This window comes from Leifsonia sp. TF02-11 (genome assembly GCF_017565305.1).
Lineage (GTDB): Bacteria > Actinomycetota > Actinomycetes > Actinomycetales > Microbacteriaceae > Leifsonia.
On record NZ_JAGEKP010000010.1, the window covers coordinates 171,040 to 196,825 of the forward strand.

General features: G+C 71.3%; 24 protein-coding genes. 2 read left to right on the top strand and 22 right to left on the bottom strand.

What is annotated here, in order from left to right; all coding sequences use genetic code 11:
- Window positions 1-13 precede the first annotated feature (13 nt).
- The 7 genes from eno to JNB50_RS15010 form a co-directional block, all read right to left on the bottom strand.
- The gene (eno, locus tag JNB50_RS14980; protein WP_208040982.1) at window positions 14-1,294 is read right to left on the bottom strand and encodes a phosphopyruvate hydratase; all 1,281 of its coding nucleotides are present in this window, start codon (window positions 1,292-1,294) and stop codon (window positions 14-16) included.
- Between the two features lie 149 nt (window positions 1,295-1,443).
- Window positions 1,444-2,736 carry a histidine--tRNA ligase gene (gene hisS / locus JNB50_RS14985; protein ID WP_208040983.1) on the bottom strand — a complete coding sequence of 431 codons (1,293 nt, stop codon included), beginning with the start codon at window positions 2,734-2,736 and terminating at the stop codon, window positions 1,444-1,446.
- 325 nt (window positions 2,737-3,061) lie between these two features.
- Complete coding sequence (locus tag JNB50_RS14990) at window positions 3,062-3,862, bottom strand: ABC transporter ATP-binding protein (protein WP_208040984.1); 801 nt, start codon at window positions 3,860-3,862, stop codon at window positions 3,062-3,064.
- A 1-nt stretch (window position 3,863) separates the two neighbouring features.
- Entirely contained in the window at window positions 3,864-4,928 is a 1,065-nt protein-coding gene (locus JNB50_RS14995; RefSeq protein ID WP_208040985.1) for an iron chelate uptake ABC transporter family permease subunit, read from the bottom strand.
- Complete coding sequence (locus tag JNB50_RS15000; protein WP_208040986.1) at window positions 4,925-5,986, bottom strand: iron ABC transporter permease; 1,062 nt, start codon at window positions 5,984-5,986, stop codon at window positions 4,925-4,927. Before JNB50_RS15000 ends, JNB50_RS14995 begins: the two co-directional genes overlap by 4 nt.
- 7 nt (window positions 5,987-5,993) lie before the next feature.
- Complete coding sequence (locus JNB50_RS15005; protein WP_208040987.1) at window positions 5,994-7,049, bottom strand: iron-siderophore ABC transporter substrate-binding protein; 1,056 nt, start codon at window positions 7,047-7,049, stop codon at window positions 5,994-5,996.
- A 70-nt stretch (window positions 7,050-7,119) separates the two neighbouring features.
- Window positions 7,120-7,779 carry a MazG family protein gene (locus JNB50_RS15010; protein WP_243768495.1) on the bottom strand — a complete coding sequence of 220 codons (660 nt, stop codon included), beginning with the start codon at window positions 7,777-7,779 and terminating at the stop codon, window positions 7,120-7,122.
- 125 nt (window positions 7,780-7,904) lie between these two features.
- Between JNB50_RS15010 and JNB50_RS15015 the strand changes: the two genes are divergently transcribed.
- On the top strand, window positions 7,905-9,122 hold the full coding sequence (locus JNB50_RS15015) for a Na+/H+ antiporter NhaA (RefSeq protein ID WP_208040989.1): 1,218 nt from the start codon (window positions 7,905-7,907) through the stop codon (window positions 9,120-9,122).
- Here the strand turns inward: JNB50_RS15015 and JNB50_RS15020 are convergent.
- The 5 genes from JNB50_RS15020 to JNB50_RS15040 form a co-directional block, all read right to left on the bottom strand.
- On the bottom strand, window positions 9,070-10,206 hold the full coding sequence (locus JNB50_RS15020) for a DUF1648 domain-containing protein (RefSeq protein WP_208040990.1): 1,137 nt from the start codon (window positions 10,204-10,206) through the stop codon (window positions 9,070-9,072). The two genes, JNB50_RS15015 and JNB50_RS15020, sit on opposite strands and share 53 nt — an antisense overlap.
- Complete coding sequence (locus tag JNB50_RS15025; RefSeq protein ID WP_208040991.1) at window positions 10,203-10,631, bottom strand: GntR family transcriptional regulator; 429 nt, start codon at window positions 10,629-10,631, stop codon at window positions 10,203-10,205. Before JNB50_RS15025 ends, JNB50_RS15020 begins: the two co-directional genes overlap by 4 nt.
- 90 nt (window positions 10,632-10,721) lie before the next feature.
- Window positions 10,722-14,357, bottom strand: a complete 3,636-nt coding sequence (mfd, locus tag JNB50_RS15030; protein ID WP_208040992.1) for a transcription-repair coupling factor — start codon at window positions 14,355-14,357, stop codon at window positions 10,722-10,724.
- A 10-nt stretch (window positions 14,358-14,367) separates the two neighbouring features.
- On the bottom strand, window positions 14,368-15,066 hold the full coding sequence (locus JNB50_RS15035) for a 4'-phosphopantetheinyl transferase superfamily protein (RefSeq protein ID WP_208040993.1): 699 nt from the start codon (window positions 15,064-15,066) through the stop codon (window positions 14,368-14,370).
- Entirely contained in the window at window positions 15,057-15,761 is a 705-nt protein-coding gene (locus tag JNB50_RS15040; protein WP_208040994.1) for an alpha/beta fold hydrolase, read from the bottom strand. The genes JNB50_RS15035 and JNB50_RS15040 overlap by 10 nt, the downstream gene beginning before the upstream one ends.
- 97 nt (window positions 15,762-15,858) lie before the next feature.
- On the opposite strand from JNB50_RS15040, the gene JNB50_RS15045 reads away from it, so the two are divergent.
- The gene (locus tag JNB50_RS15045) at window positions 15,859-16,383 is read left to right on the top strand and encodes a hypothetical protein (RefSeq protein ID WP_243768497.1); all 525 of its coding nucleotides are present in this window, start codon (window positions 15,859-15,861) and stop codon (window positions 16,381-16,383) included.
- An 84-nt stretch (window positions 16,384-16,467) separates the two neighbouring features.
- On the opposite strand, the gene pth is transcribed toward JNB50_RS15045, so the two are convergent.
- From pth to JNB50_RS15095, 10 genes are all read right to left on the bottom strand, one after another.
- Window positions 16,468-17,067, bottom strand: a complete 600-nt coding sequence (pth, locus tag JNB50_RS15050; RefSeq protein WP_208040995.1) for an aminoacyl-tRNA hydrolase — start codon at window positions 17,065-17,067, stop codon at window positions 16,468-16,470.
- A gap of 9 nt (window positions 17,068-17,076) precedes the next feature.
- Window positions 17,077-17,703, bottom strand: coding sequence for a 50S ribosomal protein L25/general stress protein Ctc (locus JNB50_RS15055; RefSeq protein ID WP_208040996.1), 627 nt, complete (start codon window positions 17,701-17,703; stop codon window positions 17,077-17,079).
- Window positions 17,704-17,869: 166 nt separating this feature from the next.
- The gene (locus tag JNB50_RS15060; protein WP_307794735.1) at window positions 17,870-18,370 is read right to left on the bottom strand and encodes a gluconokinase; all 501 of its coding nucleotides are present in this window, start codon (window positions 18,368-18,370) and stop codon (window positions 17,870-17,872) included.
- 114 nt (window positions 18,371-18,484) lie between these two features.
- Window positions 18,485-19,735: a D-mannonate dehydratase ManD gene (gene manD / locus JNB50_RS15065; protein WP_208040997.1), complete on the bottom strand. Its 1,251-nt coding sequence runs from the start codon at window positions 19,733-19,735 to the stop codon at window positions 18,485-18,487.
- Window positions 19,732-21,003, bottom strand: a complete 1,272-nt coding sequence (locus JNB50_RS15070) for a mannitol dehydrogenase family protein (protein ID WP_208040998.1) — start codon at window positions 21,001-21,003, stop codon at window positions 19,732-19,734. Before JNB50_RS15070 ends, manD begins: the two co-directional genes overlap by 4 nt.
- Complete coding sequence (locus JNB50_RS15075) at window positions 21,000-21,863, bottom strand: sugar phosphate isomerase/epimerase (protein WP_208040999.1); 864 nt, start codon at window positions 21,861-21,863, stop codon at window positions 21,000-21,002. The genes JNB50_RS15070 and JNB50_RS15075 overlap by 4 nt, the downstream gene beginning before the upstream one ends.
- Window positions 21,860-22,993 carry a Gfo/Idh/MocA family protein gene (locus JNB50_RS15080; RefSeq protein WP_208041000.1) on the bottom strand — a complete coding sequence of 378 codons (1,134 nt, stop codon included), beginning with the start codon at window positions 22,991-22,993 and terminating at the stop codon, window positions 21,860-21,862. Before JNB50_RS15080 ends, JNB50_RS15075 begins: the two co-directional genes overlap by 4 nt.
- Window positions 22,990-23,841, bottom strand: coding sequence for a sugar phosphate isomerase/epimerase (locus tag JNB50_RS15085; protein ID WP_208041001.1), 852 nt, complete (start codon window positions 23,839-23,841; stop codon window positions 22,990-22,992). The genes JNB50_RS15080 and JNB50_RS15085 overlap by 4 nt, the downstream gene beginning before the upstream one ends.
- Window positions 23,842-23,873: 32 nt before the next feature.
- The gene (locus JNB50_RS15090; RefSeq protein WP_208041002.1) at window positions 23,874-24,791 is read right to left on the bottom strand and encodes a carbohydrate ABC transporter permease; all 918 of its coding nucleotides are present in this window, start codon (window positions 24,789-24,791) and stop codon (window positions 23,874-23,876) included.
- Entirely contained in the window at window positions 24,788-25,777 is a 990-nt protein-coding gene (locus JNB50_RS15095; protein WP_208041003.1) for a carbohydrate ABC transporter permease, read from the bottom strand. The genes JNB50_RS15090 and JNB50_RS15095 overlap by 4 nt, the downstream gene beginning before the upstream one ends.
- Between the last annotated feature and the right edge of the window lie 9 nt (window positions 25,778-25,786).

Here is a 25,786-nt window from a genome sequence, read left to right on the forward strand (position 1 = left end):
CTTGGGCGAGCGGTCAGCCCTGGAAGCGCGGGAAGGCGCTGCGGCCGGCGTAGACGGCGGCGTCGCCCAGCTCCTCCTCGATGCGGAGCAGCTGGTTGTACTTGGCGACGCGCTCGGAGCGGGCCGGAGCACCGGTCTTGATCTGGCCCGCGTCGGTGGCGACGGCGAGGTCGGCGATCGTGGTGTCCTCGGTCTCGCCCGAGCGGTGCGAGAGCACGGCGGTCATGCCGCTGCGCTGGGCCAGCGAGACCGCGTCGAGCGTCTCGGTGAGCGTGCCGATCTGGTTGACCTTGACGAGGATGCTGTTCGCGGCCTTGGCCTTGATGCCCTGGGCGAGACGCTTCGGGTTGGTGACGAACAGGTCGTCGCCGACGAGCTGCAGCTTCGAGCCGAGCTCGGCGTTGAGGTGGGCCCAGCCCTCCCAGTCGTCCTCGGCCAGCGGGTCCTCGATGGAGACCAGCGGGTAGTTGGCGGCGAGCTCGGCGTAGTAGGCCGACATCTCGGCCGCCGTGCGGTCCTGGCCCTCGAAGCGGTAGACGCCGTTCTCGAAGAACTCGGTGGAGGCCACGTCGAGGCCGAGGGCGATCTGCGAGCCGACGGTGTAGCCCGCCTTCTCGATCGCCTCGGAGATCAGGTCGAGCGCCGCGCGGTTGTGCTCGAGCTCCGGGGCGAAGCCGCCCTCGTCGCCGAGGCCGGTGTTGAGCCCCTTGGACTTCAGCAGCGACTTGAGCGAGTGGTAGGTCTCGACGCCCCAGCGCAGGCCCTCGGAGAAGGTCTCCGCGCCGATCGGCAGGATCATGAACTCCTGGATGTCCACGCCGGTGTCGGCGTGGGCGCCGCCGTTGATGATGTTCATCATCGGCACGGGGAGGACGTGCGCGTTCGGGCCGCCGACGTAGCGGAACAGCGGCAGGTCGGCGGAGTCGGCCGCGGCCTTGGCGACGGCGAGGCTGACGCCGAGGATGGCGTTGGCGCCGAGGCGCTTCTTGTTGTCGGTGCCGTCGAGCTCGATCATCGCCTCGTCGACCAGACGCTGGTCGCTGGCCTCGAAGCCCTCGATCGCCGGGCCGATCTCGTCGAGGACCGCGTCGACGGCCTTCTCGACACCCTTGCCCAGGTAGCGGTCGGCGTCTCCGTCGCGAAGCTCGTAGGCCTCGAAAGCGCCGGTCGACGCTCCGGACGGGACGGCGGCACGGCTGACCGTGCCATCCTCGAGGAGCACCTCGACCTCGACGGTCGGGTTGCCGCGGGAGTCGAGAATCTCGCGAGCGCCTACAGCTTCGATCTGAGCCACAACTGTCTCCTTGGTGGTTTCGTGGGTTGCCGAATCAGTCTAGTGACGTCGGGTTAACGGCCAGAACGGCATGGCGGGATGCTTGCGACAAATGGCGCGCGAGTCGTGGGCGTCGACCGGCGCGCGGCGCTCACGTGAGCACGCCGCGTTCAGGCCAGCGGCTTGATCTCGAGGGCGGACGCGTCCGCCGTGCCGGCTCCGACGAACGCGAACGACCGGTACCCGGCCGCAGCCGCCCGGTCGAGGACCGCCTTGAGGTTCTTCGCCCTGCGGTCGAGCCGCACGCGCCGCCCGGCGGCGACGAGCTCCGACTTGATCGCCATCAGCCGGTCGAGGGGCACGTCGGCGTCGTGGACGAGGACGAGGGAGTCGACGCCGGAGTCGTCGGGGACGTCGATCAGGTCGACGACCCGCTCGAACCCGATCGAGAAGCCGGCCGCGGGCACGTCGGTGCCGAGGAAGCGCCCGATCATGCCGTCGTAGCGTCCGCCGCCGCCCACCGAGCTGCCCGAGCCCGGGTGCGCGATCTCGAAGATCGTGCCGGTGTAGTAGCCCATGCCGCGCACCAGGGTGGGGTCGAAGCGCAGGGCGACGCCCTCCGGGAGGGTGTCGAGCGCGTGGGCCAGCGCCTCCAGCTCGGCGATGGCGTCCGAGTCCATCCCCGCGGGGAGGATGCCCGAGATCGCCTCGACGGTCAGCTCCACTCCCCCGTCGGCGAGGTGCGGCTCGAGCGCGGCGAGGATGCCACCCAGCACGGCGGCGGAGTCGGCTCCGCCCTCGCTGAGCTCGGCGACGACGCCCTCCGCGCCGATCTTGTCGAGCTTGTCGATCGAGATGAGCACCTGCGGCCAGCGCGACTCGGCGAAGCCGCAGTACTCGAGGAGGCCGTTCAGGATGCGGCGGTCGTTGATGCGGATGGTGCAGCCCGTCAGCCCGAGCGCCTCCAACGCGGCGGCTGTCGCGGTGATCAACTCGACCTCTGCCAGCTGGGAGCCCTCGCCGATGATGTCGATGTCGCACTGCACGAACTGGCGGTAGCGGCCCTTCTGCGGGCGCTCGGCCCGCCACACCGGCGCGATCTGGATGCTGCGGAAGACGGGCGGCAGTTCGGCGCGGTGGCTGGCGTAGAAGCGGGCCAGCGGGACGGTCAGGTCGAAGCGGAGGCCGAGGTCGCAGAGCGCGAGGGTGTCGCCCGACTCGATCGCCGCGCGCAGGTCGTCGCCGCCGAGTCCCCGCTTGAGCACGCTGAAGGCGAGCTTCTCGTTGTCGCCGCCGAGCCCGGAGTGCAGGCGGGCGACGTCCTCCACGACGGGCGTCTCGATCTCGTCGAAGCCGTGCGCGGCGAAGCTCCGACGGATCACGCCGAGGGCGTGCTCACGCCGGGCCTTCTCGGCGGGGAGGAAGTCGCGCATGCCGCGGGGCGGTGTGATCGGGGAAGCCATGCGTCGATTCTTCCAGATGGGCACGCACCCCGCCCTCACGGGCCGATCGCGGCACCCGGGGGTATCGCGGTGGAGCCGGGCGCGGTCGTACACTGCTTCTGTTGCCACCCTGAAGTCGTGCCGACCCGCGCGATAGGGCGGTGTCCCAGCGAGGACCTGGCATGAGCCGCGACCGTTCGATCACCTCGGCCGCGTTGCCAGACACACGACAACGCGCCCGCCGTGGCCGGAAGAATGCGCCGTCGCGAGGCAGCGGTCTCATCCGAGCGGCGATCCTGACCACCGGCGGACGCGCTGCCGGCCGGCATGCTGCCGGCGGGCTGCGCTACAGCGTGTGGTGCCGCCCCAGCGGAACCACCAGCGGCGTTCCGCTCACGGGGTCGGGCGCGATGACCGACTCGACGCCGAAGACGTCGCGGACCAGGTCGGAGGTGACGACCTCGGCCGGGTCGCCGGAGGCCACGATCGAGCCGGCGCGCATCGCGATCAGGTGGTCGGCGTAGCGGGCGGCCAGGTTGAGGTCGTGCAGCACCATCACGATGGTGCTCCCCCGGGCAGCGTTGAGGTCGAGCAGCAGGTCCAGCACGTCGAGCTGGTGGCTGATGTCGAGGAACGTCGTCGGCTCGTCGAGCAGGAGGATTCCGGTCTGCTGGGCGAGAGCCATCGCGATCCAGACGCGCTGGCGCTGGCCCCCGGAGAGCTCGTCGATCGCGCGGTAGGCGAGGTCGGCGACACCGGTCGCCGTCATCGCCTCCTGCACCGCGGCGTCGTCGTCGGCCGTCCAGCGGCGGAACCAGCCCTGGTGCGGGTAGCGGCCGCGCGACACCAGGTCGGCGACCGTGATGCCGTCGGGCGCGGTGGGTGTCTGCGGCAGCAGTCCGAGCCGGGTGGCGACCTCTTTGGTCGGCAGGGTCCGGATGTCGGCGCCGTCGAGCAGCACGCGTCCGGAGGCCGGGGCGAGCAGTCGCGAAAGGGCGCGCAGCAGCGTGGACTTGCCGCACGCGTTCGGACCGACGATGGCCGTGACCCGCCCGGGCGGGATGTCGAGGTCGAGGCCGTCGACGACCACCCGACCCTCGTAGGCGAGGGTCAGGTCGCGCGCTGCGAGAGTGATCTGCGTTGTCATGTCAGCCTCCTCGGCCGATGCGGTTGGTCCTGGTCAGCTGCCAGAGCAGGTAGGGCGCCCCGACGATCCCCGTCACCACGCCGACCGGGAAGACGACACCGGGGATCGCGAACTGCGCGACGACATCGGAGACGACGAGCACGAGCGCGCCGACGAGTGCAGCCGGAACGAGCGCGAGGGCGCCGCGACCGACCAGCCGCCTGGCCACCGGTGCGGCGAGCAGGGCGACGAAGGCGATGGGGCCGGCGACCGAGACGGCCACCGCCGCCAGCGCGACTCCGACCGCGATGCTCAGGACGCGCGTGCGCTCGGGCCGCACGCCGAGCCCTGCCGCGACGTCGTCGCCGAGCCCGAGGGCGCCGAGCGGCCGACCCACCAGCAGTGCTGCGGGCACGAGCACCACGACGCTGACGGCGAGCACGGTCAGCGAGACGGAGTCGATGCTGTTCAGGCTGCCGGTGATCCAGACCAGCGCCTGCTGCACGTCGCGCAGCTCGGCGCGGGTCAGCACGTACGACACGAGCCCGGCGCAGATCGCTGCGAAGCCGATCCCGACCAGCACGAAGCGGTATCCGCTGACCCCGTTGCGCCACGCCAGCAGGTAGATCAGCACGGCGGCGACCAGTGTGCCGGCGAGCACGACTCCTGTGAGCGCGAGACCGGTGACGCCGAACCAGACCAGCGCGACGGCGCCGGTCGCGCTGGCGGCTGTTGTGATGCCGATGATGTCCGGGCTCGCGAGCGGGTTGCGCGCGACCGACTGGAAGAGGCCCCCCGAGATCCCGAGGGACGCCCCGACCAGCACGGCCGCGAGCAGGCGCGGGAGACGCAGGTCGAGGATGACGAACGACGTGAGCCGGTCGGCCCGGCCCACGAGCGCGGCGAGCACGTCGGCGGGGGCGACCCCCGCCGCACCGAATGTGAGCGAGACCGCCGACACCACGACGACGAGCACGGCGAGCACGAGGGAGACGCGTGCCGCCCGACCCCGCCGTCTGCGACGGTCGGTCGCGACGGCGGAGGCCGCTCCTGCGGCGACCCGGGAGGTCGCGGCCGGGGCGCTCACAGTCCCACCAGTTTGCGCCGGCGCACGAGCGCGATGAAGAGCGGCGCCCCGACGAACGCCATCACGATGCCGACCTGCAGCTCACCCGGGGGCGCGACGACGCGGCCGATGACGTCGCAGGCGATCAGAAGGGCAGGCGCGATCACCGCCGAGTAGGCGAGGATGCGGCGGTAGTCGGCGCCGACGACCCAGCGCGCGACGTGGGGAACGACGAGACCGACGAACGCGATCGGGCCGACGGCCGCGGTCGCCGAGCCGCACAGCAGCACGATGGCCACGGCGGACAGGACGCGGGCCAATCCGACTCGTTGGCCGAGGCCGCGGGCGACGTCGTCACCGAGGGCCAGGCCGTTGAGCAGCCTCCCGAGGGTCAGTGCCAGGATCGCCCCGACGACGAGCGTCGGCAGCACCTGCCACAGCACGCCGAAGCCGCGCCCGGCGAGCGAGCCGACCTGCCAGAAGCGCATCTGGTCGAGCGAGACCCGGCTGGTCAGCATGACGGCGGTGATGAGCGAGCCGAGGGCGGCAGAGACCGCCGCCCCGGCCAGCGCGAGCTTGACCGGGGTCGCGCCTTCGCGGCCGACCGCCGAGACGGCGTAGACGAGTCCGGCGGCGAGCGCCGCGCCGGCGAACGCGAACCACACATACCCGGAGACCGCGGTCACACCGAAGAACGCGATCGCGACGACCACGGCGAGGGAGGCGCCGAAGTTGACGCCGAGGATGCCGGGATCCGCCAGCGGGTTGCGCGACAGGCCCTGCATCACCGTGCCCGCGAGCCCGAGCGCCAGACCGGCCGCGAGACCGAGCAGGGTGCGCGGGAGCCGGCTTCCGACGACGACAAGGGAGTCGTCGTCGGTCGGCGAGTAGTGCGTCAGCGCGTGGAGGACGTCGGCGGGAGCGATGGTGCGCGCACCGACCATCAGGCTCAGCACGCACACCACCAGCAGGGCGACGACGGCGGCCGCGAAGCCGACGAGCGCACGCCGGCGGCGCCGGACGGCGACGCGGGCCTCCCCGGTCCGTCCGGCGCCGGCGGTGGCGACACCGGTAGGCATCGCGCGGTTACTTGACCTTCTCGGCCGCCGCGGCCAGCTGCGGCACGTAGCGGTCGAGCATCCACGGGATGCTGAGCACGCTCGGCGCGCTCGTCGCGGCCACGAACGACTCGCCGACGATCGGGGCGAAACGGCCTTCCTTGATCGTCGGCATCGCAGCGACCAGCGGGTCGGCGGTGAAGGCGTCCACCGAGGACTGCTTGTCGAAGTACATCACCAGCAGGTCGGTGTCGATCTTCGAGAGGTTCTCGTAGCTGAGCTGGTAGAAGAAGCTGCCGTCGCCCTTCGACGAGTCGAGCGCCGCGATGCTCGCCGAGTTCTTCATCCCGAGGTCGTTCAGCAGCTGCACGCGCGGGTCCTCCGCGCGGTAGACGTTGAGCACTCCCGGCTGGTTGGCTGCGGCGTAGAAGAAGGTCTTGTCCTTGATCACCGGGTACTTGTCGGCCAGCGCGGAGACCGAGTCCTCGGTCTTCTTCACGAGGTCGGCGGCCTCCGACGAGCGGCCCAGCGCCTTGCCGACGATGGCGGTCTGGTCGCGCCAGCTGGTCGCCCACGGCTTCTCCGGGTAGGCGACGACGGGGGCGATCTTGCTGAGGGTGTCGAACTCGGTCTTCGTGAGGCCGGAGTACGGGGCGAGGATGACGTCGGGCTTCGCCTTGACGAACTGCTCGAACGGCACCTCGCCGGAGTCGGCATCGAGAAGCTCGGGCGTCGTGCCCTTCAGGGCCGTGATCTTCTCGGCGTCCCAGGGCAGCACGCCCTTCGCGTCGCCGCCGTAGCTGAACTTCGGCATCGCGACGGGCACGATCCCCAGAGCGAGGACGATGTCCTGTGCGCCCCAGCCCCAGGTGGCGACGCGCTTCGGTGCCGCGTCGATCGTGGTCTTGCCGAGCGCACTGTCGATCGTCACGGGGAAGCTCCCGGCGGAGCCCGAGGACGGGGTCTCAGCACCGGAACCGCCCGCCGAACACCCGGTGAGGGCGAGGGCGGCCGCCGAGACGACGGCGGCGAGCGACAGGACGAGACGCGACCGGCGGTGGCCGGAGCGTGCGGTTTCAGGCATGACTCTCCTCACGAGGGTGCCGTGGCACGGATGGGAAGCGTGCCGACGTGGCACATTAGGTAAGCCTAACCTAAACCGATGCTTCCTGCTCGCGGATCTCGTCCTGCAGCTCCCGCAAGGTCGACCGGAGAGCGCGCTCGGCGTCCAGCCCCTGCGCCTTCGCCGACGCGACGATCGCCAGCAGGAGCGGCCCCAGCTCGTCCTCGCCCGACACCTGCACGCCGCCCGCCTCGCTCAGATCGAGGAGGCCGACCTTCTCGGCCCTGCCGAGCAGCTTGTCCGCCAGGGCGAGCGACGGCATCGCCTGCGGGATGCCGTCCAGCACGCTCGTACGGCCCGGCTTCTCCGCCTTCTTGAGCTCGTCCCAGAATCCCACGACGTCGTCCGCCGTCTCCGCCGTGCGATCGCCGCCGAAGACGTGCGGGTGCCGGCCGACCATCTTGCGGGTCATCTGCTCGGCGACATCCTGGATGTCGAAGTCCTCCCCCGGGGTGTGCGCGGCGATGTCCGCGTGGAACAGCACCTGGTAGAGCACATCGCCGAGCTCCTCGAGCATCGCGTCCCGGTCGCCGGTCTCGATCGCCTCGATGAGCTCGTAGCACTCCTCGATCAGGTATTGCACGAGCGACTCGTGCGTCTGGTCGGCGTCCCACGGGCAGCCTCCCGGTGCGCGCAAACGCGCCATCACGGCGACGAGTTCGTCGAGTCTGGTGGGCGCGACGTCGGTCATGGGATGCTCCTCCCGTCGGGATACCTTCATCCTCTCACCGCGATCGCCCGCTACACTGAACGACTGGTGTGCCGGGAAGTCTGGTCGGCGAATGTCGTACCCGACCGCGCACGAGAGGCCTTCCGATGAGCATCATCCGCTCCGAACGCACCGCCGCAGGACTCCTGCTGGGCGCCGCAGCGCTCGGCCTGCTGCTGGCGAACACCGCCGTGGGCCCGGCGCTCCTCGACCTGCAGCACGCCCACGTCGGCGGCGGCCTGGTGGACCTCAGCGTCGGGCACTGGATCAGCGACGGACTGCTCGCGATCTTCTTCTTCATCGTGGCGGTGGAGCTCAAGCACGAGCTCGTCGCAGGCGAGCTCAACTCGTTCGCCAAGGCGATCCACCCCGCGATCGCCGCCGCGTGCGGCGTTCTGGTTCCCGCGCTCATCTATCTGGCGATCGCCGGAGGCTCGGGCCTCGGTGACGGCTGGCCGATCCCCACCGCGACCGACATCGCCTTCGCGCTCGGCGTGCTCGCCGTCTTCGGGCGCGGCCTCCCGAACCGGATGCGGGTCTTCCTGCTCGCGCTCGCCGTGCTGGACGACCTCGTCGCCATCATCATCATCGCGGTGTTCTTCACGACCGACCCGAACCTCCTGGAGCTCGGTGCCGCCGCCGTGGTGGTGGCGGCGTTCGGCCTCCTGAGCCGGATGCTGCGCGGGAGGCTGCGCTGGCCCGTCGGCGTCCTGATGGTGCTGCTCGCCGTGCTGGCCTGGTGGCTGGTCTACGACTCCGGCGTGCACGCGACGATCGCGGGCGTCGCCCTCGGTCTGGTGATGTCGCGAGCGCCGGCCCGGCGCGTGACGCACGCGCTCGAGCCGTGGTCGAACGGGCTCATCCTGCCGCTGTTCGCGTTCTCGGCCGCGCTCGTCGTCATCCCGGCCGTCTCGCCGTCCGAGCTGTCGCCGGCGTTCTGGGGCATCCTGATCGCCCTGCCGGTGGGCAAGCTGGTGGGGATCACGCTGGGCGGCTGGCTGGGGTCGTTCACGCGCCCGCGCGAGGAACGCGGCCGCCTCCCCGTGTTCGCGCTCGTGACCATCGCGTCCCTCGGCGGCATCGGCTTCACCGTGTCGTTGCTCATGAACGAGCTGGCGTTCGCCGGATCGGCCACCGTTCGCTCGGAGGGCACCATCGCGGTCCTGCTCGGATCCGCGGTGTCGATCGTGCTGAGCGGCGTGCTCGTCACGCTTCTCGCCCGCCGCAACCGGAGGCTGCACCCCCACCCGGCGGCGCACGCGGGCACGCGGGTCAGCGCAGCAGAACCGGCAGCAGAAGAGCCGCGACGATCACCAGCAGAGTGACGACGGCGATCGCGATGCCTCCGGGGTGGCCGAGGTTGAGCGTCAGACCTGCTCCGAACCGCTTCGGGACGAACAGCGCGGGATCGCCGGCGTTGACATAGATCAGGCCGCCCTTCCAGTGCCGATCGTCGTCGCGCGGGTCTACGGTGTCGCGCGCCGCACCGGCGGCACCTCCCGGTACTTCGGCGCCCGCGCGGATCGCACGGGTGCCGCTCACCAGGCGGGCGGCGTACGCGGCGATCACGACGAAGATCACGATGAGCAGGCACACCGTCACGACGGCGATGCCGGCGCTCTGCGCGCTCGACTCCGCACGCCACCAGCCGAGCACCGAGAGCGAGGAGATCGCGGCGGCCACGATGAACGCGATCCAGCCGAGCAGCGACTGCGTCAGGTGCGCCTGCAGCGCGCCGATCCGCTCGGCGACCTCCGGGCGGTCCCCGGCCCCGCGCCGCCACGGAACCCGCTGGACGACGAACGCGATGCCGACGATCAGGGCGAGCACTCCGGTGCCGATCAGGAGCGGCGCGAACACCGACCAGAACGACTTCTCGGCGAACCGGTCTGCCTGTCCACTCGCGTTCCAGTGCACCGCGATGGTCTCGGGGAGACTGTCGTACAGCGCGACGCCGACGGCTGCGGCCGCCGCCAGAACGACGAACGCCGCGGCGAACCAGCCGTACGCGGGGCGCGGACGGGCGGCGCTGTCCGGGGTGAGACTGCCGGAGATGCGCACGGGGACGTCGTCGAGCCAGCCGCCCGCACTCTTCGCGGCCTGGATGCTCCTGCGGCAGAACAGGTAGCCGGCGACCGACCCGACGAGCAGCACGAACGTGGCGGCCAGCGGCGGGGCCGCAGGGCCGAGCGGTGCGACGAGGGCCGCGACGGCGAGCGCGACGACGTAGGCCACGACCACGACGATGCGGAACCGCCGCACGGCCGTCACCACGACGGGATCGGCCGCGCGGCTGCGCGGCACCAGGACGCCCAGCGGGAGGGTGGTGCGGCTCATCGCCGGCAGCATCAGGAGGATCGCAGCGATCAGCGTCGCGACGGCGAGGGTGCTCACCAGTACGGCGGTCATGGGGTGTGTCCTTTCCGATCCCGCGGCGGGTTGTCCGCGCGGGCCTCCGCGAATGCGGTCGTGATGCGTGCGGCGCGGGCTTCGAGCTCTGCCTGTGGCACGCCGTGGGCGACGCCCTCGGCGATCACGGCCGAGAGTCGCTCGTGCCAGGCCGCGAGGAACTGCTCGTCGGCGGGCCCGCTTTCGGCGTCGCGCGCGATGACGGAGCCGGAGCGCCTGCTCGTGCGGACGATCCCCTCCTGCCGCAGGGCGTCGTACGCCTTGACGACCGTCGCGACGTTGATCCCGAACCGCACGGCCACCTGGCGCACCGAGAGGAGGGCGTCGCCTTCGCGCAGCTCGCCGCGCGCGATCGCGTCGATGACGCGGTCGTGGAGCTGCTGGTAGAGCGGCGTCTCCGCCGTCGGATCGATCTCGATGCGCACGACCCCTCCCATCTGTATCGGTACTTATAGTACAGTCGATACAGTTGCGCGGCTACCGCAACTCCGGAGATCGCGCGCGGCGCAGACGGATCAGGCAGCCGGCTCCGAGGCGGGCTCGGGAGCGGGGAAAAGCGCGCCGAGCAGGGTCGAGACCCACTCGATCAGGTCGGCGTCGTCGGGGGCCTCGCCGTTCACGCGGGGCAGCGGGACCATCGCCACCTGGGGAGCGGCGTGGTACTTCGACCCCGGGTACATGCGTTGCAGGCGCACCTGCAGCGAGTCCGGCAGCTGCGCCGGCGCGAGACGGAGGTTCGAGCCCATCGCCACGACCTCCCCCAGGCCCGCGCGCTGCGCCGCCCGGCGCAGCCGCGAGACCGCGATCAGGTTCACGACCGGCTCGGGAGGCTCGCCGTAGCGGTCGGTCAGCTCCTCCAGCACCAGGTCGATCTGACCGTCCTTCGCCGCCGGAGCGCTCGCCGTCGACAGCTTCTGGTAAGCCTCGAGCCGCAGCCGCTCGCTGTCGACGTACTCCTCGGGGATGTGCGCGTCGACGGGCAGCTCCAGGCGCAGCTCGGTCTGCCCTTCCGCGACCTCGCCGCGGAACGTCGACACGGCCTCCCCGATCATGCGAAGGTACAGGTCGAAGCCGACGCCGGCGATGTGACCGGACTGCTCGCCGCCGAGGAGGTTGCCCGCTCCGCGGATCTCGAGGTCTTTGAGCGCGACCTGCATGCCGCTGCCGAGGTCGTTGTTGGCCGCGATCGTCGAGAGCCGGTCGTGGGCGGTCTCGCTGAGCGGCTTGTCCTCGTCCCACAGGAAGTACGCGTACGCCCGCTCGCGCCCACGCCCGACCCGGCCGCGGAGCTGGTGGAGCTGGCTCAGGCCGTACTTGTCGGCGCGGTCGATGATGATCGTGTTGGCGTTGGAGATGTCGAGACCGGTCTCGATGATGGTCGTGGAGACCAGCACGTCGAACTTGCGCTCCCAGAAGTCCACGACCACCTGCTCGAGCGCGTGCTCGTTCATGCGGCCGTGGGCGACGGCGATCCGCGCCTCCGGAACCAACTCCGCCAGCTTGGCCGCGGTGGCCGAGATCGAGCCGACCCGGTTGTGCACGAAGAACACCTGGCCCTCGCGCAACAGCTCACGCCGGATGGCGGCGGCGACCTGACGCTCGGAATAGGGGCCCACGAACGTGAGGATCGGGTGCCGGTCCTCCGGCGGGGTGGCGAGGGTCGACATCTCGCGGATGCCGGTGACCGCCATCTCGAGCGTGCGCGGGATCGGCGTCGCGCTCATCGCGAGGATGTCGACGTTGGTCTTCAGCTTCTTCAGCGCGTCCTTGTGCTCGACGCCGAATCGCTGCTCCTCGTCGATGATGACCAGGCCGAGGTCTTTGAACGTCACCCCGTCGGCGAGGATGCGGTGCGTGCCGATCACGATGTCGACCGTGCCGTCGGCCATGCCGCGCAGCGTCTCGCGCGCCTCCTTGTCGCTCTGGAACCGGCTGAGCTGGCGCAGGTGGATGGGGAAGCCGGCGAAGCGTTCCAGGAAGGTCTCCGCGTGCTGCTTGACCAGCAGCGTCGTCGGGACGAGCATCGCCACCTGCTTGCCGTCCTGGATGGCCTTGAACGCCGCGCGCACGGCGATCTCGGTCTTGCCGAAGCCGACGTCGCCCGAGATGAGACGGTCCATCGGGATCGGCCGCTCCATGTCGGCCTTCACCTCGTCGATCGTCTGCAGCTGGTCGTGCGTCTCGGCGAAGGGGAAGGCCTCCTCGAGCTCGCGCTGCCACGGGGTGTCCGGCCCGAAGGCGTGCCCCTTGCTGGCCATGCGCGCCGAGTAGAGCTTGACGAGCTCGACCGCGATGTCGCGCACCGCACGGCGCGCCCGTCCCTTGGCGGCCGACCAGTCGCTGCCGCCCATCTTGGACAGCTGCGGCGCCTCGCCGCCCACGTAGCGGGTCAGCAGGTCGAGCTGGTCGGTCGGCACGTACAGCTTGTCGCCGGGGTAGCCGCGCTTGGATGGCGCGTACTCGAGCACCAGGTACTCGCGCTTCGACTTGACGGCGTTGCGGCCTCCGCTGGACACCTCGCGCTGCGTCAGCTCGATGAACTTGCCGATACCGTGGGTCTCGTGCACCACGTAGTCGCCTGGCTTCAACGCCAGAGGATCGACGACGTTCTTGCGCCGGGTCGCGAGCTTCTTGACCTGCCGCGACTCGTAGCCGACCGAACGGCCGTAGAACTCGCTCTCGCCGATCAGAGCGAGCTTCTGCTCCGGCATCTCGAAGCCGTGCTCGACGTTCGCCCGCAGCAGGTAGGCCACGCCCGGCTCGGGGTCGGCCGGGAACGCGTCGACGGGGCGGGCGGGGAGCTCGGCGTCCGCGAGCACCTGGGCCGCACGCTCGACCAGGCCGGCGCCCTCTGCGACGATCGCGACCTGCCAGCCGTCGCGGAGCCGCTGGGCCACGTGCTCGACGGCCCCGGTGACATTGCCCTGGAAGCTGGGGACCGCGTCGGCCGCGACGCGCACCTGGAGGTACTCCTCCACCTCGCGCTCGAGCGGGGGCTCATCGCCCACACCCGCCTGGAAGCCGGAGAACGTCCACCACGGGTGGTCCGGATTCTGTTCGCCCGGCCGGCTGAACTTCACCGAGTCGCGCAGTCGCTGCAGCGTGAGGAAGTCACCGGCGGCGAGATCGATCGGGGCGGCGGCGCCGACCGTCGCGGCGCTCCAGGCGGCCGTGAGGAACTCGCGGTTGGTCTCGGCGAGGCTCACCGCGCGCGACGCCACCCGCTCGGGCGAGAGCACCGCGACCGCGGCCCCCGCGGGCAGGTAGTGGGTGAGCGGGACCAGCCGGTCGACGAGCGCGGGTGCGAGCGACTCCATACCCTCCACCGGGATGCCCTCGCCGATCTTGGCGAGCATCGCCGACAGGCTCGGGAACTCGTGCTCCATCTCGCGGGCGCGCTGGCGCACCGGCTCGCTGAGCAGCAGCTCCCGGCTCGGCGGCAGCGACACGGCGGGGATCGGCTCGGGCAGCGAACGCTGGTCGGCGACCGAGAACGCCCGGATCTGCTCCACCTCGTCGCCGAAGAAGTCGACGCGGTACGGGTGCTCCGCGGTGGGCGGGAAGACGTCGAGGATGCCGCCGCGCACGGCGAACTCGCCGCGCCGGGTCACCATGTCGACGCGGGCGTACGCCAGGTCGACCAGCTGGAGGGCGAGCCCGCCGAGGTCGAAGCCCCGGCCTCCCGCCGCGAGCGAGATCGTCGCGTAATCGGTGAGGTTGTCGGCGAGCGGCTGCAGGGCGGCGCGCACGGACGCGACGAGGACGAACGGATGCGCGGCCTCCCCCGCCTCACGCTGGGCCGACCAGTCCGCGAGCCTGCGCAGGGCGGTGAGGCGCTTGCCGACGATCTCGGGGCTGGGGCTCAGCCGCTCGTGCGGCAGCGTCTCCCACGCGGGGAACTCGACGATCTCGGCGTCGGGGAGCACGCACGGCAGTGCGGCGCGCACCGACTCCGACTCGCGGCCGGTCGCGGTGATGACGAGGACGGCTTGCGAGGCACCCGCGGCGGCGCGCTTGCCGACCAGGCCGGCGAGCAGCGGCACGCGCAGTCCGTCCGTCAGCGAGAAGTCGGCATCGCGCCCCGCATAGGCCAGTGCGTCGGAGAACGTGGAGGCGCGCTCGAGCGCCGCGATCAAGCCCTGCAGTATCACTCGGGAAAGTCTACGCGGGGGTACCGACGGAACGTCCGCCCACCGGGAGGGAGAGGAGGTCTCCCCGATCCCCGAGCGTGTGCCAGATCGCGGGCGCCTCGGCGGCCGCGGCGGCGGTCGCACCGCGGAACGCGCGGCTGCTCAGCAACAGGCCGCCGAAAGACGGGACCAACCGATCCGGCGCGGCGAGCACCTCGACGCGTCCGAGGCCGTCGAGGTGTGCGGCGCCCGCCTTGATGCAGGCCTCCTTCGCCGTCCACGCCAGTCGGAAGGCGCGGGCCGGGTCGGCAGCGGCCGCCAGCAGCGTACGCTCGGCCGGCGTCAGCGCGTCGAGCGGAACTCCCGCCTCTCCGACCGCGGCATCGGAGGACACTTCGACGTCCACTCCGACCGGTGCCGGCGAGGCGGCGGCCGCGACCCAGCCGCGCGAGTGCGACCAGCTCACCTGGAGCCCGGAGACCGGGAGCGGCCTGCCGTGGGCTCCCCCGCAGACGGCACAGCGCTGCTGCAGAGCGGCCGGCGCGACGTCCCCCGCCCCCGCCTCCCGGAGCGCACGGGCCGCGAGCAGGCGGGCGGCCACGAAGTCGTCACGGTCGGCTTGCGAGCGCAGCGCGCGCCGGCGGGCCTCCGCCGTCCGCCCGAGCGGGCCGCTCGGCAGCGCGGAAAGGACGTCTCGCGTCCTCGCGACGACGACGACGCTCAGATCCATCCGTCCAGCGCCCGCATGAATCCGTCGTGGTCGTCGCGGTTGATCACGTGCCCGCTTCCGGCGACCACCCGGACATCGAAGCCGGTGGCGCGCAGGTGATCGGCGACGTGGGGCTTCACCAGGTAGGAGTTGTCGGCCAGCATCACCAGGGACGGGACGGCCAGGTGCTCGGGCGCCCGCATGACGCTCGGCGCGAGCACGGCCGGGATCGCGGCGCGGTGGAACGACTCGAACGTCTCGCGCTCGATCGCGACGTCGATGGGATCCCAGCGCGGGTTGCGCTTGGCGATCTTCGCGGCCGACTGCCGGGCGAGCGTGCGGAGGAAGGCGGGTGCGAGCTTCAACTGGAGCCACCCGGCCGCGGGGCAGGAGAACGCGGGGTCGACGTAGACCGCTCGCTCGGGGTGGAGACGGTCGACCGCGAGGCTCACCGTGAGACCGCCGAGCGAGTGTCCCATCACGAGCTCCGGTGCGTACGGGACGGTCTCGAGGATGTCCTCCGCCATCAGGTCGGCGGTGTACTCCGCCGCCCTCGGGCTGTGGCCGTGGCCACGGAGGTCGACGGCGACGACGTGGTAGCCGCGCTCGGCGAGCACGGGCCCGACCCGCCGCCAGTTGCGCGAGTCGGACATGACACCGTGGACGAGGACCGCGTAGCGGTCGCCGGTGCCCCACTCGCGCGTATACAACTTCATGGTCCGAGACGGTACCGTGTCGTCCTGAGCCGCCGCCCGACGTCGGCTACGCTCTGGCTGAGCATCCGGCGTGAAGCGCCAGTGAGGAGTCCGCACGATGAGCACGTTTCCGCCGACGGGACCGGAGCCGGGCCCGGTCTTCCCCGCTCCCCAGGGAGGGGATCCGGCCCAGCAGTGGACGCCCGGCCCTGCGATGTACTCCGTCGCTCCCCCTCCGCCTTACTACTCCGCTCCGCCGGCTCCGCCGCGGCCGCGCACGCTCGGAGTGGCCTCCATGGTGATCGCCCTCTCGGTGTTCGTGCTGTCGGTCGCGGCGTCCGTCGTCGTCGGGATGAGCGCGGGTCCGCTCGCGTCCCGGACGGCGACGTCCTTCAGTTTCAACACCTCCGATCTCACCCCCGACCAGGCCGCGGCGTTCGCGCCCATCGGTCTGCTGATGGGCGCGCAGATCCTCCTCGGCACGATCTTCGGCATCACCGCGCTCGTCCTGGGGATCATCGCCGCGGCGACCAAGCGCGGACGCGCTTTCGGCATCGTCGGGATCGCCGTCGCTGCCGCGGCGCCGATCGTGTCGTTCCTGGTCTACACGGCGGCGCTGGGCCTGACCCTCCCGCCCGCCTGATCGAACTGATCGAGGGGCACGTCGTTGTCCCTTTCGCGCGCCGAAAGGGACAACGACGTGCCCCTCGGCAGTTGATTGCGGGCGTCAGCGCTCGGTGTGGAAGCGGTTCTGGGCGGCGGTGAGACCGTCGGTCGCGATCTGCTCGACCGCGTCGGCCGCATCCGCGACCAGGATCGGCAGGGTCTTGCGCTCCGCCGAGCTGAAGCCGGCGAGGACGTGGTCGGCCGCGGCGCGTGAACCGGGAGGCCGGCCGACGCCGACGCGCACCCGCGTGAAGTCGCCGGTGCCGGTCGCGGCGATCACGTCGCGTACGCCGTTGTGCCCGCCGTGGCCTCCGCCGAACTTGAGCTTGAGGGTGTCGAACGGGATGTCCAGCTCGTCCTGCACGACGATCAGCCGCGACGGGTCGAGCGAATAGAACCGGAGCAGCTGCGACACCGGGCCGCCCGACACGTTCATATACGTGTTCGGCTTGGCCAGGACGAACCGCGGCCCGCCGGGGGCGAGACGCCCCTCGGCGACCGTGGCGTTCGTCTTATGGGTCTTGAAGGTGAGCCGGCCGCGCGAGGCGAGCTCGTCGAGCACCATCTGACCCACGTTGTGACGCGTGGCTGCGTAGCCGGGCCCGGGATTCCCGAGCCCGACCACGAGCCAAGGGCCCTCCTGCTGCAGAGGATCGGCCATGCGGAGTGATTACTCGGCGGACTCGGCGGCGGCGCCCTCGGCGGCCTCCTCAGCGGCGGCCTCCTCAGCGGCCTCCTCCTCGTCGGCACGCGCGGCGGCGGGCACGACGATGTTGAGGATCAGGAGGTCCTCGTCCTCGGCCAGCACGGCGCCGGTCGGCAGCGCGAAGTCCTTGGCGTGGTACTGGGTGCCCTCCTCGGCGTCGGTGACGTCGATGACGATGCGCTCGGGGATGTGGGTGGCCTCGACCTCGAGCTTGATGGTCGGGATGTCGAGCACGGCGATGGTGCCGGAGAACGGCTCGCCCTCGACGTGCACGGGCACCTCGACCTGGACCTTCTCGCCGCGACGCACGACCAGCAGGTCGAGGTGCTCGATGATCTGGAGCACCGGGTCCTTCTGGACGTCCTTCACCAGGGTGAGCTGGTGAGTGCCGTCGATGTCGAGGTCGAGGACCGCGTTGGCCTTGCGGAGCAGCAGGCCGACCTGGTGCGCCGGGACGGTGATGTGGACGGGGTCGGTGCCGTGGCCGTAGATGACCGCGGGGATCTTGCCGGCGGCGCGGATCTTGCGGGCAGCGCCCTTGCCGAAGCTGTCGCGGACCTCCGCGACGACCTTGTTGGACTCGTCAGCCATGATGCCTCCTTGCCGGCGAGGCCGGCTCTCGGGCGAGCCGGGGGCTCGCAGTTGTGGGATGTCGACTCGAGCGCATCGAGGTGCGCGAGGAAAGACTGCGAAGCCTGCTCCACCGCGTCGATAACGGATGCATGCTGCATCCCTCGCCGAAGTTCAGTGGCCCAGTCTACCCGACGCGGCGAGCGGTGCGATCCACGATCGCGGCGACGAGGTCCGCCGGCGGCCGGTCGATGTCGAGGCGGAGGCCGGCCTCGTCGGGCTGCAGGGGTTCGAGCGTCGCGAGTTGCGAGTCGAGGAGGGAGGCCGGCATGAAGTGGCCGGGTCGGATCATCCGCTGCTCCAGGAGCTCGCGCGGGCCGTCGAGCTCGGCGAAGACCGTGCCGGGCGCCTCGCTGCGGATCAGGTCGCGGTACGCCCGCTTGAGGGCCGAGCACGCGACGACCACGCCGGCATCGCCGCCCGCGGCGAGAGTGCGCCCCACCGCACGCAGCCAGGGCTCGCGGTCGGCATCCGTGAGCGGGATGGCCGCTGCCATCTTCGCGACGTTGGCCGCCGGATGGAGGTCGTCGCCGTCGACGAACGCAGCGCCGAGCGCATCGGCCACGGCCTGACCGATCGTCGACTTGCCCGACCCCGACACACCCATGACCACGACCTTCACACCCACTCCTGCTCCTCCCGTTGCCGTCCTCCATTCTCCACGCGCGCGGGAGACCGTCCGCTCCTCACTTTCTCCCGCGACACACCGATCGTGAGCGGGAGAAAGTGAGGAAGCGATGGCTCACCAGTCGTGCATCGAGCCGTCGAGGAGGCGGTTGACGGGGAGGTAGGCGGCCTCGTAGGGGAAGGAGTCGGCGACGAGCTCGTCGTAGTCGACGCCGAGGCCGGGGGCCTCCCCGGGCTTGAGCATGCCGTCCTCGAACGTGTACGTCGTGCGGAAGACCTCGTGCGTCGTCGGGCTGTGCTTCATGTACTCCTGGATGCCGAAGTTCGGGATGGCGATGCCCAGGTGGATCGCCGCCGCGAGCCCGACCGGCGACACATCGGTCGGGCCGTGCACGCCCGACTTGATCTGGTAGACGGCCGCGTAGTCGAAGATCCGCCGCAGGCCGGTGATCCCTCCGGCGTGGGTCACTGGGGAGCGGACGTAGTCGATCAGCTGCTCCTCGAACAGCTCGCGGTAGTCCCAGATCGTGTTGAACACCTCGCCGATCGCGAGCGGCGTGGTGGTGTGCTCGCGCACGCGGCGCAGCACCGCCTGGTTCTCGGCCGGGGTGACGTCCTCCAGCCAGAACAGGTCGTACGGCTCCAGCGACTTGCCGAGCTTCGCCGCCTGGATGGGCGTCAACCGGTGGTGGGCGTCGTGCAGCAGCGGCAGCTCGGGCCCGAACTCGTTGCGCACGGCCTCGAAGACGGTCGGCGCGTGCCGCAGGTAGGCGCGGGTGTCCCAGCTCTCCTCCACCGGCACCGCGCTGCGGCGCGCCGGCTCGTAGTCGTAGCGCGTGTCGGATCCCGAGCCGGCACCCGCTGCCGCGTTCTTGCTCGACGCCACCCCGTAGACCGACGGCAGCCCCGGGATGCCGGTCTGCACGCGCACCGCCCGGTAGCCCTCCTCGAGGTGCTCGGTGATGGAGTCGAACAGTTCCGGCAGTTCGGCGCCGGAGGCGTGCCCGTAAACCAGCAGCCCCTCGCGGCTCCGGCCGCCGAGCAGCTGGTAGAGCGGAAGTCCCGCCACCTTGGCCTTGATGTCCCACAGTGCGGTGTCGACGGCGGCGATGGAGGCCATGGTGACCGGGCCGCGACGCCAGTACGCGCCGCGGTAGAGGTACTGCCAGGTGTCCTCGATCGCGTGGGCGTCCCTTCCGATCAGGAGCGGGACGACGTGCTCGCTCAGGTACGCCGCGACGGCGAGCTCGCGGCCGTTCAGCGTGGCGTCGCCGAGGCCGGTCACGCCGTCCTCCGTCGTGATCCGCAGGGTGACGAAGTTGCGGCCGGGGCTGGAGACGAGGACGTCTGCTGCGGTGATTCTCATGCGAGTGCTCCTTGCTGCCGCGCGGCGATCCGCTCGGCGAGGGGGTCGGTCAGGTCGGTGAGGTCGGGGGCGAGTGCTTCGAGGACGGCGGCGGCCCGCTCCCGCGGTGCCGTCGCGTCGCGCAGCCGTTCGACGAGGGCGCCGGCTCCCGGGTCGCGGACGTCCGGCCCGGCCAGATGGTCGGCCCAGGCCGCGAGCACGCCGAGCTGGGCGCGTCCGGGATCGCGGCCGGCGGAAAGCCGGCTCCTCAGCGGGTCGACGATGCGGGGGCCGAGCTTCTGCGAGCCGTCGGTGGCAATCTGGGCGAGCCGGTGCTCGATGCGCGCGTTGCCGAAGCGGGAGCGGAGGGCGGCGAGCGCCTCATCGACCGTCAGGGCGTCGAAGGGCAGTTCGGTGCGCTGTTCGCTCCAGAGTTCTTCGAGCTCGTCGGCGAGCGCGGGGTCGGCCACGGCCTGGGCCACCGTCCCGCGTCCGGCCGCGAGCCCGTGATAGGCGAGCAGCGAGTGACCGGCGTTGAGCAGCCAGAGCTTGCGCTGCTCGTAGGGCGCGATGTCGTCGACGAACTGCGCACCGGCTGCGTCCCAGGCCGGTCGGCCGGCCGGGAAGCTCCCGGCGAGGACCCACTCGGCGAACGGCTCGGTCACCACAGGGGCGGCGTCGTCCCAGCCGGTGAGCCGGCGGACGGCCTCCCGGTCGGCGTCGGTGGTCGCCGGGGTGATCCTGTCGACCATCGAGGACACGAACGACACGTCCGCGCGAATCCAGGCCTCGATCTCGGACCCCGGCTCGACGAGCGCCAGCACCGCGTCGCGGAGGACGCGGCCGTTGTCGGGGAGGTTGTCGCAGCTGACGACGGCGATCCCGCCTGCCCCCGCGGCGTGCCGTGCGCGGAGGCCGTCGAGAACGCGCGCCGGGGCGGACGAGCCGGGCCGGTAGCCGGCCTCGGTCACCGTGAGTGTGAGGACGCCGACCTCCGGATCGGCGAGCACCCGCCGCCACGCTTCCGTGTCTGCACCGTCATGAACCTCGCTCAGCACCTCCATCAGCGTTGCGCTGTCGCCCTCGGCTCCGCGCTCCACCAGCGTGTACATCGCGTCCTGCGCCGCCAGCACGCGGGCGGCGTCCGCACTGCGACCGGTGAAGGCGGCGATGCCGGAGCCGTCGCCGGCGAGCTGCGTGTACCAGGCCTGGTGGGCGCGGTGGAAGGCGCCGAGGCCGAGGTGCGCCACCCGCACGGGATGGCGCACCGACCGAGGCGGGGAGGTCATGCCGTCACCGCTGCGCGGGTCCGCGCCTCCACGGCACGCAGGTAGGCGAGGTCGTCCGCCGTGCGCTCGGCGAGCGGCACCGCCGTCGAGAAGTCCTCGCTGGTCACCCACCCGTCATAGCCGAACTCGTGCAGCGCGCGGAAGTAGGCCTCCACGTCGCCCGCGCCGGTGCGCAGCGGCGCCCAGTCGTGGCGCCAGCGGACCGTGCCGTCCTCCTCCGCCTCCCCCGGCAGCCAGGCGACGTTCTTGACGTGCACGTGCGCCAGGTACGGCCCGAGCAGCTGGAGGGCGGAGAGGGTGCGCTCCTGGCCCTCGATCACGAGGTTGCCGAGGTCGTGGATGACGCCGACCGCTGCGGGATCGAGCCCGTCGAGGAGGCGGAACGCCGCGGAGGCCGAGGCCGTGATCGTCTCGTGGTGCAGCTCGACCAGGGCCTTCACGCCCAGGGAGGCCGCGACGGACGCCGCGCGCTCCAGGTCGCTCCTGGCCGCGGCGAACAGCTCGCGGTACTCGCCCGCGTCGGTTCGCGGCATCGTGACGCGCACCTGCCGTGCGCCGAGCGCCGCGGTCGCCGCCAGCATCCGGTCGACGTTCGCGTGGTCGTCGCAACGCGCATAGCCGCCGATCCCGGAGAACTCGAGCCCGGCCTCCCTGGTCACGCGTGCGATTTCCGGGAGGGACTCCTCGAGGCCGGTGAGCGGCCAGGTCGCGCGGTTGCCCGCCCAGAATCCGGGCTCGGCCGCGGGCTCCTGGTCGACGATGCGCCACTCGATGCCGTCCCAGCCCTGGGCCGCGATGTTCTGCGCCGCCTCTGCGGGCGTCCAGTCGGGCGTGGAGGCGGTGAAGACGGAGAACTTCATGCGTGCACCCCCGTCGTGACGACCACGTCGTCGAGCGAGCCGTCGAGGACGTCCTCCAGCAGCACGGGACGACCGAGCGTGGCCGAGAGGTAGACGGCGCGCACGACGGCGAGCGAGAGGAACGCGTCCGCGACGGTCACACCCGGCGCTCGGCCTTCGCGGATGGCGTCCACGATGTCCTCGTACTGGCGGAGGTGGCCGACCACGAACTGCTCCGGCCCGCGGTCGCCGCCGCGCAGCTCGCCGGCCGGCACGACGTCGGCGGCGCTGTTGCCGGCGGACTCCACCGTTCCGAAGTACTCGAGCTGATCGTCGTCGATGATCGCCGAACCCCGGTCGCCGTGCACCTGCAACCGCACCGAGAGCCCCGGGTAGGCGGCCGTCGTCGCGTGCAGCACGGCGAGCGCGCCCGACTCGAAGCGGATGGTCGCGACGGCGACGTCCTCGATCTCGACGCGCTCGTGCGCGAGCAGTGCCGTGCGCGCGTCGATCTCGACCGGCGTCCCGAGGAACCAGACCAGGAGGTCGACGGTGTGCACGCCCTGGTTCATCACCGCTCCCCCGCCGTCCAGCTCCCAGGTGCCGCGCCACTGCCCGGAGTCGTAGTACTCCTGGCTGCGCCACCAGGCGACGGAGGCGACACCGCTGGTCAGGCGTCCGAAGCGCCCGGTGTGCGCCGCGTCGGCGACGACCCGGGAGGCCGGGTCGAAGCGGTGCTGGCTGATCACCGAGACGACCAGTCCGTCCTGTTCGGCGCGGCGGGACAGTGCGAGGATCTCGCGCGCCCGCGGCAACGAGACGTCGAGCGGCTTCTCGATGACCACGTGCTTACCGGCGGCGAGCGCCTCCTCGGCGAGCACGACATGGAGTCCGCTCGGCGTGCAGATCACGACGACGTCGATCTCCGCCGCGGCGAGCGCGTCGCCGAGCGCGGCGAACTCGGCAGGGCGGTCGGCGCCGTACTCGGTGGCCAACTGGTCGGCGAGCGCGGCGGCCGCGGCGGGAACGGCGTCCACGAGCGCGGTGATCACGAGATCGGGGTGCTTCAGGATGGCGCGGGCGTGGTTGAGCCCGATGATGCCGCAGCCGACGAGGGCGACGCGCAGCGGAGAGACGATGGGGGCGGTCATGCGAGGGTGACTCCGATCTGGTCGGTCAGGCGGCGGAGGGCACGGCCGGCGACGCCGAACGCCGCCGGGCCCGAGAAGCCGCCGAGGGCGTTCACGTCGGTGAGATGCGGTTCGAGCGACGCGAACCCGGTGTAGCCGTCGTCGCGCAGCGCGGTGAGGGTCTGCAGGAGCTGGCCGTCGCCCTCCCCGGCCGGGGTCACCTCGGAGGTCGCGGCGAGCGCGTCCTTCACCTGCAGGTACTCCAGGTGCGGGCGCAGCAGTGCGTAGCCGTCGTCGAACGGCGCGGCGACGCCGACCTGCACGAAGTTGGCGCTGTCCCAGGCGAGCTTCAGCGCCGGGGAGCCGACCGACTCGACGATGTCGAGGCAGCGCTCCGGGGTGTCGCCGTAGATGTCCTTCTCGTTCTCGTGCAGCAGCACGACCCCGGCCTCCTCGGCCGCGGCGGCGAGGGCGCGCATGCGGACCAGCACGTCGTCGCGGATGTCCTCCACCGGCACGCCCTCGGCGCGATAGAAGGAGAACAGCCGGATGTACCCGGAGTCCAGGCGCTCGGCCGCGGCGATCGCCCGGCCCAGCCGCTCGACCTCGTGCTCGACGGGAAGGGCGACGTCGACCTTGCCGATCGGCGAGGCGATCGCGGAGACGCGCATCCCGCGCTCCGCGAGGATCCCCGCGAGCCGGTCGAGCTGCTCGTCGTCGAGGTCGACGATGTTGACGCCCCATGCGCTCCGCACCTCGATGTGGTTCGCGCCGAGCGCCTGCAGCACCGCGACCTGAACGGCCGGGTCGGGGTCGATCTCGTCGCCGAAGCCGGACAGTGCCCAGGTGGGTTGGATTGTGTCAGTCACTCTCTCTCACTTCACTCGTGTCGTCATCTTCTTCACTTGACCCCGCCCGCGGTCAGCCCGCCGACGAGGTAGCGCTGGAACACCAGGTAGAGGGCCACGACCGGAACGGCGCAGATCAGCGACGCCGCCATCATCTGCCCGTAGAGGGGCAGGGCTCCACCCTCCTGCGCCACGGTGAACACCTGGAGCGCGACGGCCGCCGTGCGGGTGTCCGGGTTGGTCATCACCGAGGCGAACAGCACGTCGTTCCAGCCGAGCAGGAAGGCGAAGATTCCCGCCACGACCACGCCCGGCCAGCTGAGCGGCAGGACGATCCTGGTCAGGATGCGCCACGACGACGCACCGTCGATGCGTGCGGCCTCCTCCAACTCGCGCGGCAGCCCGCGCAGGTAGGTCACCATGACCCAGGTCGAGAACGGCAGCGCGAACGTCAGGTAGGTGACGAACAGCGACCACCTGGTGCCGATGATCGGGATGCCGAGCGCGCTCGACGCCGACGAGAACAGCACGAACACCGGCAGCAGCATGAGCGTCCCGGGGATCGACTGCAGGCCGAGCAGGCCGCGCAGGAAGGTCAGCCGGCCTCGGAACGCGAACCGCACCAGCACGTACGCGGTAGCCACTGAAAGGAAGGCGCAGACGATCGCGACGCCGCCGGCGACGATGACGCTGTTCATCAGCCCGTTGCCGAGCGCGACGGTCGACCACACCTTGATGTAGTTGTCGAAGTTGAGCGAGCTCGGGAAGAACTCGCCGCTCGCGACGCCGATGTCGGAGTTCACCGACGACAGCAGCACGTACAGGATGGGCAGCAGCGCGACGCAGAGCAGGATCGCGATGATGATGGCCTGCAGCGGACGCGGCAGCAGCCGGTACACGTCTCCCGTGCCGCGGCGGCGCGCGGAGCGGACGGTGGGGGTGACGGTGCTGGTAGGGGCCGAAGTGGTCATGCCGTCTTCTCCTTGCGGTCGTCGCCGGTGTCGAGCCGGACCGCGCGCAGGTAGACGAACAGCGGGATCGCGATCAGGATCAGCGAGAACACCGCCATCGCCGCGCTCAGCCCGAAGCGGAAGCTCTGGAAGCTGGTCACGTAGGTCAGCACCGGCAGCACGTTGACCGCCTGCGGCGCCGGCACCCCGAAGAGCACGAACGGCAGCGTGAAGCCGTTGATGTTGTGGAGCAGCGAGATGATCAGCGCCAGCGCGATCGGCCCGCGCAGGGCCGGCAGGATGACGTAGCGCAGTTTCGCCCACCAGCCCGCGCCGTCGATGGCCGCGGCCTCGTGGACCTCGTGCTCGATCGACTGCAGGCCGGCGAGCACCAGCAGGTAGAAGAACGGCCACGACGACCAGATCTGGACCATCACGAGGGTCCAGTAGCTGAGCGGCCCGTTGAGCCACAGCCCGGTGTGGATGCCGAGGTCGCCGAGGACCGTGTCCACGATCCCGTGCGGCTGCAGCATGGTGTGCCAGAACGTGCCGACGACGAAGCCGGGCAGCACGTACGGCACGAGGAACAGCGAACGCACCAGCGCCCGGCCCCGGAAGGCGTTCTGCGTCGCCAGGGCCGCCGCCACGCCGATCGGCAGGGTCACGACGGCCGCGATGACGGCGAACGAGACGCTGATCCAGATCGACTGCAGCAGGGACGACGAGGTGAGCGCCTCGATGTAGTTCCCGAGCCCGATGAACGGCGCAGAGACCCAGTCGCGCAACGTGTACATGTCGAGGTCGAGCGTCGAGATGACGAGCGCGAACACGAACGGGACGATGATGACCAGCAGCATGAGGATGCCGCCGGGAAGGAGCAGCCAGAGCGGCCGGTTGCGCTGCTGCACGGTCCGGCGGCCCCGGCGGGGCGCCCCGCCCGCCCGCGGAGGGGTCGCCTCCGCGGACGAGCGGGCGGTCGCGACCGGGGTCGCGGTTTCGGTGGACATGACGATCAG